Annotated in this window: 10 protein-coding genes; all 10 read left to right on the forward strand. The window is 46.0% G+C overall.

Features of this window, described 5'->3' with window-relative positions; translation table 11 throughout:
- Nucleotides 1-262: 262 nt before the first annotated feature.
- The 10 genes from NZ043_RS19860 to NZ043_RS19905 all read left to right on the forward strand — a co-directional run bounded on the left by NZ043_RS19860 (nt 263) and on the right by NZ043_RS19905 (nt 14,541).
- On the forward strand, nt 263-2,017 hold the full coding sequence (locus tag NZ043_RS19860) for a sensor histidine kinase (RefSeq protein ID WP_339309093.1): 1,755 nt from the start codon (nt 263-265) through the stop codon (nt 2,015-2,017).
- Nucleotides 2,018-2,090: 73 nt separating this feature from the next.
- Entirely contained in the window at nt 2,091-3,719 is a 1,629-nt protein-coding gene (locus tag NZ043_RS19865; RefSeq protein WP_091032090.1) for a response regulator, read from the forward strand.
- 123 nt (nt 3,720-3,842) lie between these two features.
- Complete coding sequence (locus NZ043_RS19870) at nt 3,843-5,534, forward strand: extracellular solute-binding protein (protein WP_091032087.1); 1,692 nt, start codon at nt 3,843-3,845, stop codon at nt 5,532-5,534.
- Nucleotides 5,535-5,723: 189 nt separating this feature from the next.
- Complete coding sequence (locus NZ043_RS19875) at nt 5,724-6,614, forward strand: ABC transporter permease subunit (RefSeq protein ID WP_074094500.1); 891 nt, start codon at nt 5,724-5,726, stop codon at nt 6,612-6,614.
- Nucleotides 6,615-6,643: 29 nt separating this feature from the next.
- Nucleotides 6,644-7,522 (forward strand): carbohydrate ABC transporter permease, encoded by an 879-nt coding sequence (locus NZ043_RS19880; protein ID WP_091032085.1) that lies wholly within the window; start codon nt 6,644-6,646, stop codon nt 7,520-7,522.
- Between the two features lie 32 nt (nt 7,523-7,554).
- Complete coding sequence (locus tag NZ043_RS19885; RefSeq protein WP_249911135.1) at nt 7,555-8,640, forward strand: arabinogalactan endo-1,4-beta-galactosidase; 1,086 nt, start codon at nt 7,555-7,557, stop codon at nt 8,638-8,640.
- A gap of 87 nt (nt 8,641-8,727) precedes the next feature.
- Nucleotides 8,728-10,800, forward strand: coding sequence for a beta-galactosidase (locus tag NZ043_RS19890; protein WP_339309094.1), 2,073 nt, complete (start codon nt 8,728-8,730; stop codon nt 10,798-10,800).
- Nucleotides 10,801-11,009: 209 nt separating this feature from the next.
- Nucleotides 11,010-12,449, forward strand: a complete 1,440-nt coding sequence (locus NZ043_RS19895; protein WP_091032075.1) for an NAD-dependent malic enzyme — start codon at nt 11,010-11,012, stop codon at nt 12,447-12,449.
- 1 nt (nt 12,450) lies between these two features.
- Nucleotides 12,451-13,173 carry an HD domain-containing protein gene (locus tag NZ043_RS19900; RefSeq protein ID WP_091032073.1) on the forward strand — a complete coding sequence of 241 codons (723 nt, stop codon included), beginning with the start codon at nt 12,451-12,453 and terminating at the stop codon, nt 13,171-13,173.
- A gap of 300 nt (nt 13,174-13,473) precedes the next feature.
- Nucleotides 13,474-14,541: an aromatic acid exporter family protein gene (locus NZ043_RS19905; RefSeq protein ID WP_091032071.1), complete on the forward strand. Its 1,068-nt coding sequence runs from the start codon at nt 13,474-13,476 to the stop codon at nt 14,539-14,541.
- Nucleotides 14,542-14,559: the final 18 nt, after the last annotated feature.

Raw genomic sequence — 14,559 nt, forward strand, 5'->3', positions numbered from 1 at the left:
CAGAAGTGGAATAAGGTTTGAGTTGAATAGAAAGATCAAAGATATATACTGAAATTAGATAGAGAGCTGGCTAATCGCTGGCTCTTTTTGTGCGTGGAAGTTGCATTTAGTGCAGAAATATTGGTTTTATCTCCTTTCACCTTGAATTGGTAACGCTTACGCTAGATAATGAATCGGTTTGTCTCAAAAAAATAGTTTGTCTTTAGCGCTTACATCATTACAATTAATGTCACGACAAATTAAGACAAGGTGAGATGAAAAGATGTCATATCGGACAAATCTGTTTTCCAAAATGGTCATTCTTATTCTGATTATGCTGATTCCTGTAGTGCTTCTGTACTGGTACTCTAATCACAAAACAACAGCTGTTCTCAGAGATGAGTTGAATCGATCAAATAGTAATCAGCTTGAATTTTTCCAAAATCAAGTGAACACAAACATCGAACTGTTATCCTCATGGCCGAATCTGCTCATACATGATCCTGATATTGCCAGCTTCCGGCGAATCTATGCGGACAGTAACTACTTTGACCTGGATGCGATCAACCTGGTCAAACGTATTCAGAATAAGCTGAGTATTCAGGAAAGCTCATCCAATTGGGCCACGAAATTATATCTGTATTCTCCTTCGCTGGGCAGGGTGGTTTCCGAAAGGGACGCACGTTCTTACGATAAACAAGCGCTAAGGGAGAATATCAGTTCCGGCTGGGATGTACGCAAAATTCAGGATGGGGAAGATGATCGGTTCATGTTTAGCTGGATTACGGTATCTCCGTACGGTATTAAAGACCCGGCTAATAATGCGGAAACGATTATTAAACTGGAGTTTGATAGTGACAACATTCGGGATATGCTCGACAAATTCAAAGACGATGGCAGGCATGATCCCTTCTATTTCCGAGAAGAATCGGGGGTCATCTATAACCGGACTTCAGATCGTTCACTAACGAATCAGTTGATGGAAGAACTGTCCGTTCATAAACTTCAGGACGTTGATAACCGTACAGTGGTGATCGGGGACGAGCCTTACATGGTTAACACGGTGAAATCCAGTACAACAGGCTGGTATTTGGTGGACTACATGCCCCTGTCAGATATTCTGAAGCCTATTCATCAATCCAATATGCTGTTCTATTCTTCCATGATTTGTTTGTTGTTAATGAGTTTTGGTGTGGCGTATTTGTTCTATGTTCAGGTACAGGTACCAGTGAAACAACTCATTCGCGGGTTCCAGCGGTTGAAGCAGGAAGATTATTCCGTGAGGATTAAACCAAAGGGCCGCAATGAATTCAGTTTCCTGTCCGAACGTTTCAACTTGATGGTGGAGCAGATCCAGCAGTTATTTGAACACGTTTACCTGGAACAGATTCATGTGCGTGAAGCCCGGTTGAAGCAGCTGCAATCGCAGATTAACCCGCACTTTTTCTATAATTGTTTCTCCTTCATTACGAGTATGGCGAAGCTGAAGCGTATGGACGCTGTTGTAGCGATGTCGCATAACCTATCGCGATATTATCGGTATACGACAAGACAGGAGCGGGACGTGGTACCGTTGACAGAAGAGATTGAATTTGTCAGCTGTTATCTGGAGATCCAACGGATGCGTATGGACCGCATTCATTACAAGATTGATCTGCCTGATGAGATGTTAAGACAGGAGGTACCGCCACTCATCGTGCAACCATTGGTGGAGAATGCGGTAATTCACGGTATCGAAGCGGATGCGGAAGCAGGAGAAATAAGAGTATCCGGGGAAAAACAGGGCGGTGTCATGGTTCTTGTGGTAGAAGATGATGGGCAAGGCATGACGCAGGAGGCACGTGAGGCGCTTCTGAGTAAGCTCAGGGGAACGATGGATCAGGAGATGGGCTGTGGCCTGTGGAATGTGAATCAGAGACTCCAGCTTCGATATGGGGAGCAGGCTGGGCTTGATATAACGGAATCGGAACTTGGCGGAATACGCGTTACGCTGTCATGGCCTGCCGAGCAGGAGTTTCTTCTGGAGAATGAAGGATAAGCACTTGGAATGTGTAGCGCATGATGCACGATGGAATCCATTTGCAGAATGAACGAAATAGGGAGTGAATCACTTGATTGATATATTGCTGGTAGATGATGAGACATACGTAACAGAAAGTCTGGAACTTACGATCCCCTGGGGAGAGCTTGGAGTAACGACCGTGCTACGTGCCGCATCCGGTAAGGAAGCGTTGGAGATTATGGAGGAAAATGCAGTAGATATCGTAGTGACCGATATTCGCATGCCTGGCATGTCCGGACTGGATCTCATTGCAGAGGTAAGCAAGCGCTGGTCTCATATTCGCTGTATTTTACTAACGGGTCACAGTGATTTTGATTATGCTAAAAAAGCCATTCAATTACAGGCAGCGGATTATATCCTGAAACCCGTAAACGATGATGAGTTTATGGGATCGGTGTCGGCAGCCATCACGTCTCTTCGCGATGAGTGGGATGAATTTGATAAATATCACCGGCTTTTATACAGTCGGAAGTCTGACTATAAAATTTTACGAGAAAATCTTATGCATGATCTGCTGCTGGGGCGTGAGATCACGGCGCGGGCACTTCGGGAACAACTGCAACAATATGAGATTCATATTGATCCGGAACAATCGGCTGTGATGATGCTGATTCGGCTTACAGGACGCTTCTCATCAATGGACCAGCAATCTCTGGATCTGATGGATTTTGCGGTAGGTAATATTGCAGAGGAAGTACTCGGAGAGCAATTTAACGTGTGGTTTGGTCGCGGACCCCATGAGTGTCTGGTTATGTTCTTGCAGAATCAAGATCAGATCGAAGCTTCGCAGATGGACTTGGAGACGTTGAGAATCTCAGCTGAAACTTTCCGTGAGCATGTCATTCGATATTTACAGGGAGACCTGTCCATGGTAGTTACACCGTCATTTCCCTTTAATGAGTTAACAGCAGCTTATCGGAAAAGTCTGGGTTCGCTTGTCCTTTCAGGACCGGAAGAACACAAGATTATATATATGGACATGGATCAGGCACTCAGCAAAAGACCGGAGAATGATGCAACGCAGGCGCTCGAAGAGCTGTACAAACCGCCTGTACTTCCTCAATTGCTTGAGACCAAGCAATGGGAAGCGGCAGCGCTTAAGCTGAACGCGGTCTTTGACGCGGCAGAACAGGTTCGATTGTCCAGAGAACACGTGTATGAGATGTATCTGTCGGTAACCAATGCATTTATGTATATCGCCCATAAACAGGGGCATCTGGTGCATGAGATTGATCATGCGGGATTCGATCTGCTCCTTGCTCATCAGTTGATTCAATCCCCCGAGAAGCTGCGGCGCTGGGCAACCGAGATGCTGGCGAAGCTTCAGGAAGAGTTGTCCGATCAGGAAGGTGTGCAGAGCCGCAGACATGTGATCAAGCAGGTTCAGGAGTTGGTTACAAGAGATACAGGACAGGATCTGTCAGTGAAGATGATTGCGGACAAGGTATATTTACACCCCGTATATCTATCGAAAATTTACAAGGCAGAGACAGGGGAAGGTCTTGGGGACTACATGATTCGTATGCGCATGGAGCGTGCTCTGTATCTGCTTAAGAATAGCAATAAAAAAATATACGAGATTACGAGTGAACTTGGCTATCAAAATCCGCAATATTTCAGCAAAATGTTCAAAAAACATTATGGCATGACGCCAAATGAATTTCGGGATCAGGCATAATTACAACAACATTCCAGAATATAGGTTGGCAAAGGTGCAGAAATCTTGATTTCGTATCATAGGCTCAAAGGCCTGGTCAGCCTATAATGAAAGGGTAACCAAAACGATTTAAGGGGGAACAACATGAGAGCGCAATCAACGAAAAAGAGATTCTTGACGCTTCTCGCTACAACGCTGAGTCTAACTGTCGTTCTTGCAGGATGTTCAGGAGGCAGTGGGGGCGGAGATAGTGCAACACCAAGTACATCTGGAACCCAAAACGAATACAAAGAAAAGTATGATCCGGAAGTAACCATTACAACAGCATGGGGAATCGATCCTGAGCTGAAGTTTAAAAATGGCGAATCCATGGAAAATAACGTGGCAACCAAGTGGGCCAAGGAAAAATTCGGGATTAATGTCAGCGCGCTCTGGTCAGTAACAGACACAAACAGTGCGTTTGCAACTAAACTTCGTCTGGCTATGTCCTCTGGACAGGAAATGCCAGATATCGTGACGATTGGTAGTGCGGACAATCTCGTTGCTCAAGACTTGATCGACTCTGGCATGTACGAAGAGGTCGGTCCACTGTTCGACAAATATGCTTCAGACACATGGAAAAAAGCGATGGAGCAAGATCCTAACGTCTGGAACCAATATAGTCGTGATGGCAAAAGAATGGGTATCCCTGTTCTGGACTACGCATACAACAATGATTACTTGCTCTGGATTCGCCAAGATTGGCTGGACAAGTTGAATCTGAAAGCACCAAAAACAATCGATGAGCTGGAAACCGTTATGGAAGCATTCAAAAACAATAACCCTGACGGCCTGGCTCCTGAAAAAGTCACTCCGCTCAGCGTTGGTTTCAAAACATCCATGAACACATGGATGGGAGATGTATCCTGGATCTTTGGTGCATATGGCACCTTACCTCAACAATGGAATCTGGCAACTGATGGCAAGCTCGAGTATGGCTCCATTAATCCAGGCATGAAGCAAGGTCTGACCAAATTGAGCGAATGGCTCAAAAAAGGATATATCCCCCAGGAAGCAGCTCTATGGGATGAAAACAAAACAGCAGAGCCAGCAGTTGCAGGAACTGCCGGCATTATTCCAGGACCTTACTGGATGAGTGGGTGGCCACTTCTCGATACAGTGAAAAATGTACCGAGTGCGGTATGGAAACCGATTGAAATTCCTACCGGTCCTGAAGGAAAAGCGATGCGTCACGGAACACAGTTTGTTAATGGTGTTACGTTGATCAAAAAAGATATGGCACACCCAGAAGCATTCTTTACGTATCAGAACTATCTGTTTGACAATTATGCAGACCCAGCACCAGGTAGCCCTTATGATAACGGTCTGTTTGCAGGTTATGACTACCAATTGGATGCAAATGGAAAACAAATGCCGATTGACCAGATCGAAGGCGGATACGTGAACGTTGTACGTTATTTGCTTGTTCGCGACGGTGCTCGTATTCCAGATGCCCAGATGAAAGCACTTCTGAACTTAGCGGATGGCAAAGAGCCTGAAACGAAACTTGAGAAAGATGTTGCTGTCAATTACGGTAAAGAAACTCCAGCAGCAGCGAAAGTGTTACTGAGCCAAGAAGAAATTTCTTTCAAAAACATGTTCACAGGTCCAACAACACAGACGATGAAATCCAAGTTGGACTATCTGAACAAAATCGAGAATCAGGCATTTAACGAAATTATCTATGGCAAAAATCCGGCGGATGCGTTTGATACCTTTGTACAAACGTGGAAATCGGGTGGCGGTGACCAAATCACGCAAGAGGTTAACGAATGGTATGATAGTGTGAAAAAATAGTTACAAGCAGCGCTCAGACGACTAACGTCTGGGCGTTTTTTTTGTTTATTCAAGCTGAGGCAAAGTGGTTGAATTTGTGCCATTTATATTGCTTTTATGTGCTGTTTGGACCCCGTAAAAGGTTGATATAATCGCATTATAAGCCACTCAGGGAGTACTTGAGTAGGAAGAAATACAGGGGGAGCAATCATGAGAACTTTGAAACGCACTTGGCCATTCCACGTTATGCTGTTGCCAGCCATTATCTTTCTGATTATCTTCAGTTATGTGCCTATGGGCGGGATCATTATGGCATTCCAGAACTACAAGCCATGGCTTGGGATTAGCGGTTCTGAATGGGTTGGACTGGACAACTTTAGATATCTGTTTGAACGTGAAGACAGCTTACAGGTCATCTGGAACACATTGATTATTGCTGTACTTAAACTGATTTTTAATTTATTTGTTCCATTTGTTTTTGCCATTCTTTTGAATGAGGTTCGCAAGATGGCTATACAGCGAACGATTCAAACACTTGTCTATTTACCTCACTTCTTGTCCTGGGTCATTCTGGGCGGGATTTTGATAGATCTGTTGTCAACAGGCGGCTTGGTTAACCGGGTTCTGGGAACCTTTGGACTCGGGCCATATTTCTTCCTTGGAGACAACAGTTGGTTCCGATCTACGGTCATTCTGACAGATGTGTGGAAAGAATTTGGCTATAACATGATTGTCTTTCTGGCTGCCCTTGCCGGAATTAATCCAGCATTGTACGAAGCAGCGGAAATTGACGGAGCAGGACGCTGGAAACAGACACTGCACATTACAATCCCTTCGCTTGTGCCGATGCTGATGGTTGTAGGAACACTGGCACTTGGTAACGTACTGAATGCCGGATTTGACCAGATATTCAACTTGTATAACCCGCTCGTATATCAAACGGGTGACATCATTGATACATTCGTATATCGTTCCGCAATGCAGAATGGTGAGATGGGCTTTGCAACCGCGATCGGATTATTCAAATCGGTCATTAGTATGATCTTGATTCTTGTATCGTACAGCTTAGCCAAAAAGTACGCTGGATATCGCATATTCTAAACGAATGAACAGAGAAAGAAGGGACCACGATGTATCATAAATCATTGCCTTATCGCGTGTTTAATATAGTCAATACCTGCTTTCTGATTTTGATCGCCATTATGTGTATCATACCGATGGTTCATGTACTGGCTGTATCCTTTAGTACGAAGGCAGCTGCCGACGCCAATCTGGTCAATCTCTGGCCCGTAGGATTTTCACTTGAGGCTTACAAAAAAACGATGAACAATCCAATTTTCTTGAACTCGCTCTGGATCTCACTTCTACGTACAGTAATTGGTACAGCTATTACCTTGCTGATTACGTTCCTGGCGGCGTATCCGTTGTCCAAAGAAAATAGTGAATTCAAAGGCAGAACAATCTACTCCTGGATTTTTGTATTCAGTATGATTTTCAACGGGGGACTGGTGCCATTCTACATGGTTATCCAGAAGATCGGGTTGATGGATTCCTTCTGGGTACTGGTACTCCCTGGGGCAGTTAACACATTCCTTGTCATTCTGATGCTGAACTTCTTCCGCGGTATTCCAAAAGAGCTGGAGGAAGCGGCACTGATGGATGGAGCTAACCATTTCAGAACATTGTTCAGTATCTTCCTTCCCATTTCGATGCCGTCCATTGCAACAATTGCATTGTTCAGTATGGTGTTCCACTGGAATTCCTGGTTTGACGGATTGCTCTACATGAATAACGCCAAGGATTACCCACTTGCTACATTTATGCAAACGGTCATTATTGGACGTGATATGAGTAGCATGAGCATGAATCCAAAAGAAATGGAAGCTCTCTCTCAAACTACGGTAAGGGCAGCTCAGATCTTCATCGGAAGTGCACCAATCTTGATTGTGTATCCTTTCCTGCAACGTTTCTTTGTCAAAGGTATGACGTTGGGCTCAGTTAAAGGCTGAGCCTGTACCCCAAATTAATGGAGGTTGATACAGTGAGCAATTTGACGGAAAAGACATTCATTCTGGGAATGGATGTGTCCTTTATGGATGAAATCGAACAGCATGGCGGGAGTTATAGTGATGTGGATGGCAAGGAACAAGACTTGCTGTCCATCCTGAAGATTAATGACGCTAACGCGATACGACTTCGAATCTGGAATGATCCTGTTGGTGGATTCTGCAATCTGGAGAGAACGGTGGAGGTAGCCAAACGGATCAAGGAACAGGGATTGAAATTTTTGCTTGATTTCCATTATTCTGATCGCTGGGCTGATCCAGCCAATCAATGGAAGCCGAAAGCATGGGAGAATCTGTCCTATGAAGAGCTTCAACGTGCGGTATGCATGTATACGGCTGACGTTCTGAGAACGTTGAAGGAACACGATGCGCTTCCAGACATGGTGCAGGTGGGCAACGAGATTACACCAGGCATGTTATGGAATGAGGGACGTGTTGGTGGAGAAGAGCATGATACGGATGAACAGTGGGAGCGTTTTGCAGGCCTTGTGAAGTACGGAATTGCTGCGGTCAAATCCGTTGACGCGGATATTCAGATTATGATACATATTGATCGTGGTGGAGATAACGCCGAGAGCCGCAAGTTTTACGATCGCTTTGAAGCACTGGGTGTGGAGTTTGATATCATTGGTCTCTCGTATTACCCTTGGTGGCATGGCACACTTGATGCGTTACGTGACAATCTTCATGATCTGGCTGAGCGTTATGGCAAACCTATTAATGTAGTTGAAACCGCTTATCCATGGACGCTGGAACAGCCGGAAGGCATTGAATGGATTTTGAATCAGGAAGATATGTTGTTACCAGGATACCCTGCAAGTGTAGAGGGACAGACCAAATATCTGAAGGATCTATTGCAGATTATCCGCGAAGTTCCTGGTGGTTTGGGGCACGGATTCTATTATTGGGAACCTGCCTGGATACCAAGTAAAGAAGAATGGTCCGTCGGTCATCCGAATAACTGGGGCAACCTCACCATGTTTGATTTTAAAGGTCGCAAGTTGGAATCGTTTACAGCACTCACTACTGCAGAAGAATCAGATGTCGTGACATATGTGTAATCTAGCGTAATACGTATCTTCTGTGAAATCGTTGTTATCGTATATAAACTAAAAACAGTAATTAATTAATGCAAGGGAGTTGTCCTTATGACATACAAATTTCCACCTGTAAGTTCCAAAGCCCCGCACATGTTGCATGGCGCAGACTATAACCCGGAGCAATGGCTCCGCTATCCTGAAGTTCTGGAAGAAGATATTCGCTTGATGAAGCTTGCCAAGTGTAACGTGATGTCCATCGGTATCTTCTCGTGGGTATCCCTTGAGCCGGAAGAGGGCGTATATACGTTTGAATGGCTGGATCAGGTTTTGGATCGTTTTGCAGCAAACGGCATCTATGCATTCCTCGCTACACCAAGTGGTGCCAGACCTGCCTGGATGTCCGCGAAGTACCCGGAAGTGCTCCGTGTATCCGAGAAGCGTGTCCGCAATCTGCATGGTTTCCGTCACAACCATTGTTATACTTCCCCGGTATACCGTGAGAAGGTTACTGCGATCAACACAAAACTGGCAGAGCGTTATTCGGATCATCCGGCTGTACTCGGCTGGCATATCTCGAACGAGTTCGGCGGAGATTGTCATTGTGATTATTGTCAGGAAGCATTCCGTGGTTGGGTTCAGAAGAAGTATCAAACACTCGATGAACTGAATCATTCCTGGTGGACGACATTCTGGAGCCATACGGTTACAGACTGGAGTCAAGTGGAATCTCCGGCTCCACACGGTGAGACACAGGTACACGCGATGAATCTGGACTGGCGCCGTTTCGTTACGGATCAGACAGCTGATTTTATCGTCCATGAAACAAAACCATTGAAAGCTCAGAATCCTGATCTGCCAGTCACAACGAACCTGATGGAATTCTATGGCGGTCTGAACTATTGGAAGTTCGCTGATATTCTGGATTTCCTCTCTTGGGACAGTTATCCGACTTGGCATGATGCAGATGACGACGCGAAACAGGCATCCCGTATCGCCATGATGCATGATATCGTTCGTTCCATCAAAGGCGGTCAGCCGTTCTTGCTGATGGAGAGTACTCCAAGTTCAACGAATTGGCAAGATGTCAGCAAGCTGAAAAAACCGGGTATGCATTTGCTCTCTTCCCTCCAGGCTGTGGCACACGGTTCTGATAGTGTTCAGTACTTCCAGTGGAGAAAAAGCCGGGGGTCCAGTGAGAAACTTCATGGTGCGGTGGTAGACCACGTAGGAACGGAACACACTCGAGTGTTCCAAGATGTCACCGACGTAGGAACGGCTCTTGAAGGCATGGAAGCTATTGTAGGAACAGCGGTTCCGGCAGAAGTTGCGATCATATTTGATTGGGAAAACCGCTGGGCCGTTAATGATTCCCAGGGTCCACGCAATATCGGTGTGAAGTATGAGCAGACCGTGGAAGAGCATTACGAAGCGTTTTGGAAAAAGGGAGTCGCTGTAGACGTTATTGATATGGATGCAGATCTGTCCAAGTACAAGCTGCTGATTGCTCCAATGCTCTATTTGGTACGTGAAGGTGTCGGGGAACGCATTGAGAAGTTTGTAGAACAAGGTGGTACGTTTGTAGCAACTTACTGGTCTGGTATTGTTAACGAAAACGATCTGTGTTTCCTGGGTGGATTCCCAGGCCCGCTTCGTAAGACACTTGGCATCTGGTCCGAGGAAATTGACGGATTGCATGATCGTGATCTGAACGAAATCATTCCGGAGAAGGGCAATGAGCTTCAGCTTAATACAGCGTATGATGCAATTGAACTGTGTGATCTGATTCATCTGGAAGGCGCGAAGTCTCTGGCTACGTACCGTTCTGACTTTTATGCCGGACGTCCGGCATTGACGGTCAACCAATTGGGTTCAGGAAAAGCATATTACGTAGCGACACGTCTGAAAGCACCATTCTATGATGATTTCTATGCGAAACTAATCGCTGACCTGAACATTGAGCGTGGACTTGAAACTGAGCTGCCTGCCGGAACAACGGCACATACACGTACAGATGGTACTGCAGATTATGTGTTTGTACAGAACTACACACCAGATGAGAAGCTGGTTGAATTAGATGGACAGTCCTATACCGATCTGCTCAGTGGTGATGCTGTGGAAGCAAGTCTCAGCTTGAAGCCATATGATATTTGTGTTCTGCGCAGACCGGCTGCCCGGAAATAATATAGATTTTATATGTTATTAAATAAATGAAATTAGTATTAAGAAGAGATGCCCTGAACGCCTGCATTGGTGTTCAGGGCACCTTTTTTATTTTATGTATTTGGCTGTTGAACGACTTTTTCTGGACAAGATAAAGGATAAACGTGTCCGCGCAGCGAAGACAAACACGTAACATGTAACTCAAGACTTTCAGTCTGGGAGGAATGGAAATGAATCAAAGAAATCTGGATGGTAACAGCATTATTATTCGACTGGAAATGACAACTAAGGATATCAAGTTTGGCGAAGTGGCTTCGGCCATCTCGGAAGCTGGGGGAGACATCATTGCCATCGACGTGATTTCCACCAATCAGGATGTAAGCGTGCGCGACTTGACGGTCGCCGTTACAGATGCGCAAGATAACAGTAAAATTATAGAAGGGGTGCGCCAACTCAAAGGTGTGTCCATTATTAACGTATCGGATCGGACGTTCCTGCTTCATCTGGGCGGTAAGATCGAAGTAACACCAAAGACCCCGATTCAAAACCGGGAAGATCTGTCACGTGTGTACACACCGGATGTGGCTCGTGTATGTTCAGCCATTTCAGAAGAACCCGGCAAAGCCTTCTCATTGACAATTAAACGGAATACAGTGGCCGTCATATCTGATGGCAGTGCGGTGCTTGGACTTGGTAATATTGGTCCTCGTGCAGCGATGCCTGTGATGGAAGGTAAAGCGATGTTATTCAAACAGTTTGCAGGTGTGGATGCCTTCCCAATCTGCCTGGACACACAGGATACGGAGGAAATCATACGTACTGTGAAAGCGATATCACCTGGTTTTGGCGGCATTAATCTGGAGGATATCTCGTCACCGCGTTGTTTCGAAATTGAACGTCGTCTGAATGAGGAATTGGATATTCCTGTATTTCATGATGACCAGCATGGCACAGCGGTTGTGTTATATGCCGGTCTGATCAATGCGCTCAAACTGGTGGGCAAGTCCATTGATGATGTGAAGATTGTGGTCTGTGGTATCGGTGCAGCAGGTGTAGCATGCAGCAACATATTATTGTCCGCGGGAGCCAGCCGGCTTATAGGTGTCGATCGTGAGGGTGCGATTGTACGGACACAAACCTATGAGAATGAAGTCTGGAGTGATTATGCAGCTCGTACTAATCCCGAACTGGAGACTGGCTCGCTGCGTGATGTCATTCGTGGAGCCGATGTGTTCATTGGCCTGTCCCGCGGGAATCTGTTAACTCGCGAAGATGTGCAGACCATGGCAGAAGATCCAATCGTGTTTGCAATGGCAAACCCGGTACCTGAGATTATGCCTGCATTGGTGGAAGACATTGTGGCGGTAATGGCAACAGGCCGATCCGATTATCCGAATCAGATCAACAACGTGTTATGTTTCCCGGGTATCTTCAGAGCAGTTTTGGATTGCCGTGCTACTGAAATTAATGAAGAAATGAAGCTGGCAGCCGCTCAAGCGATTGCTTCGGCCATTACGGATGAAGAGCGTACACGTTATTACATTATTCCGAGTGTGTTCAATGATAAAGTGGTCAAATCGATGCGCAGTCGCGTGATTGAAGCAGCTATTAAGACGGGTGTAGCTCGGCGTATTCCACGTGAACAGGCCCGTGAAGGCGGGGAATCGTAAGATGTCAGAGAACCCTCTTCAATCTGGTGGGAATCTGCAGGAATTAGGGCACATGCATAATATAGATGGAATAACGGCAGGAGAGGCTGTTCTGCGCGCTGCCCGATCCTTTGTTCAAGGGGACTCATCCAAGCATAGTGATGGTCATGACTGGCCGCACATTGAACGGGTAACCGCACTTGCGGTTGAACTCGCTCACCGCATGGGTGCAGATCCATTTGTCTGCGAACTGGCCGCATTATTACATGATGTACCAGATGAGAAGCTGAATGAGAGCTTGGAAGCCGGGATGGCCAAACTGAATGACTGGCTGGATACCCAGCCTCTTGACCCGGATATACGTAATAAGGTTGTGGGTATTATTAGCACCATCTCATATGCGGGAGGCCAGCGTCCTGCGGTCAGTTCGCTTGAAGCACAGGTTGTTCAGGATGCGGATCGACTCGATGCACTGGGTGCGATTGGGATCGCGCGAACCTTTGCCTTTTCAGGCGCCAGAGGGCGTGAGATGTACGATCCGTCCCTCCCCCCACGGGAGCAGATGACCCGTGAGGAATATCGCAATGGGCGCAGCACAACGATAAATCACTTTTACGAGAAGTTGTTCAAGCTCAAGGATCTGATGAATACCTCCTATGGCAAGGAGCTGGCGGAGCAGCGTCATGATTATATGGTGCAGTTTGTGGACCAGTTCAAAAGGGAATGGGAGGGCACGGACCGTTAGGCAGGCATAATAAGCATGAGCATTCCACAAAGTATAATTAAGTAACGGAGGCGAATCTTTGAAGTGGTGAAAATCCATTTTGAAGATTTGCTTCTTTTTGGGTTAATAATGTGTATTAACATACATAAGGAAATCAATTTCACAATACCTCTGACTTATGACATGGCAACGGAAGACCTTACATGGTACAATAAATCGTTCTCCTGAATGAATTCAGGCAAAAAAAGAAATATGGGGTAATAATGAAAATGATCATCAAATGTAAAATTTCAGGTTCGGTAAAGAGGAGGGGTCACCACCATGTCGTTTGGTGCACGTGTACTTAAGACGGGGATCGCGGTCACGCTTGCCTTGTACCTAAGCAGCCTGTTCTTGAACCCGCAATCTCCCGTGCCTGCCGCAATCGCGGCTATATTCGCCATGCAGCCTTCGATCTATCGTTCTTGGAAATACTTCCTGGATCAGTTGCAAACGACCACGCTGGGAGCTATTGTCGCCCTTCTGGGGGGCATGGTGCTGTCCAATGAGCCAATCGCCGTTGGATTAATTATTGTACTTGTCATCATGATCTGTCTTAAATTGAATATGGGTGAGACGGTTGGCCTGACACTGGTCACGGTTGTATCCATTATGGAAGCCTCGGGTGACTGGCATTTTGCACTCAATCGTTTTCTGTTGACACTGGTTGGTATTGTCTCGGCGTTTCTCATCAACATTACGGTATTTCCTCCGAAACCGAAGGTTCAGTTCGTGAAGCAGATCCATAGTGTATTCAGCGGTATGTCGTTGCTTCTGCGAACCTCGATCTCGGATGAGATCAAGGAAGTTGTATTCCGGGAGGAGAAAAGCAATCTGGGCGGTTCCATTAAGTCTCTGTCCGACAAGTATAACTTGTTCGAAGAGGAACAGAAAAAGATGAAACGTTCGAAATTCAGCGAAACTCGTCAGATGGTGGTCTACAAACAAATGCTGCTGAGTCTGCAAAAAGGGTATGAGGTGCTGGATTCGGTGGAACGCCACTATTTCCAGGCACCACGGACAACGGCCATGGATCAGTTTTTTGACTCACATCTTGAACTGGTTATCAAATTCCATGAGCATGCACTGCTCAAGTTCGAGGATAAGCTGAAACCTAATGGGGAAGAGGCCGCACAGTTTGTATTGGATAATGACCGTTTCATGGAGCAGGCGATCACCCAGTTTGATATCGACAAGGAAGGGATGTTACGATTGTCCATCGTGGCTGCTGCGATTTATGATTACGGATATCAGCTGGAACGTCTGAATCGACTTGCCGAACATGTGCATAGTGCCAGTGAAGACAAAGAATCACAGGACAAAATTTTGAATTGGCTTAAGTGGCCTTGATAACGAATTGCGCACCTG

This window comes from Paenibacillus sp. FSL k6-2145, assembly GCF_037976585.1.
In the GTDB taxonomy this organism is placed as follows: Bacteria; Bacillota; Bacilli; order Paenibacillales; family Paenibacillaceae; genus Paenibacillus.

Excerpts from the sequence above, each read along its gene's own strand:
- NZ043_RS19900 (WP_091032073.1), top strand. The coding sequence starts at position 12,451 with ATGTCAGAGAACCCTCTTCAATCTGGTGGGAATCTGCAGGAATTAGGG.
- NZ043_RS19895 (WP_091032075.1), top strand. The coding sequence starts at position 11,010 with ATGAATCAAAGAAATCTGGATGGTAACAGCATTATTATTCGACTGGAA.
- NZ043_RS19860 (WP_339309093.1), top strand. The coding sequence starts at position 263 with ATGTCATATCGGACAAATCTGTTTTCCAAAATGGTCATTCTTATTCTG.
- NZ043_RS19890 (WP_339309094.1), top strand. The coding sequence starts at position 8,728 with ATGACATACAAATTTCCACCTGTAAGTTCCAAAGCCCCGCACATGTTG.
- NZ043_RS19870 (WP_091032087.1), top strand. The coding sequence starts at position 3,843 with ATGAGAGCGCAATCAACGAAAAAGAGATTCTTGACGCTTCTCGCTACA.
- NZ043_RS19875 (WP_074094500.1), top strand. The coding sequence starts at position 5,724 with ATGAGAACTTTGAAACGCACTTGGCCATTCCACGTTATGCTGTTGCCA.
- NZ043_RS19880 (WP_091032085.1), top strand. The coding sequence starts at position 6,644 with ATGTATCATAAATCATTGCCTTATCGCGTGTTTAATATAGTCAATACC.
- NZ043_RS19905 (WP_091032071.1), top strand. The coding sequence starts at position 13,474 with ATGTCGTTTGGTGCACGTGTACTTAAGACGGGGATCGCGGTCACGCTT.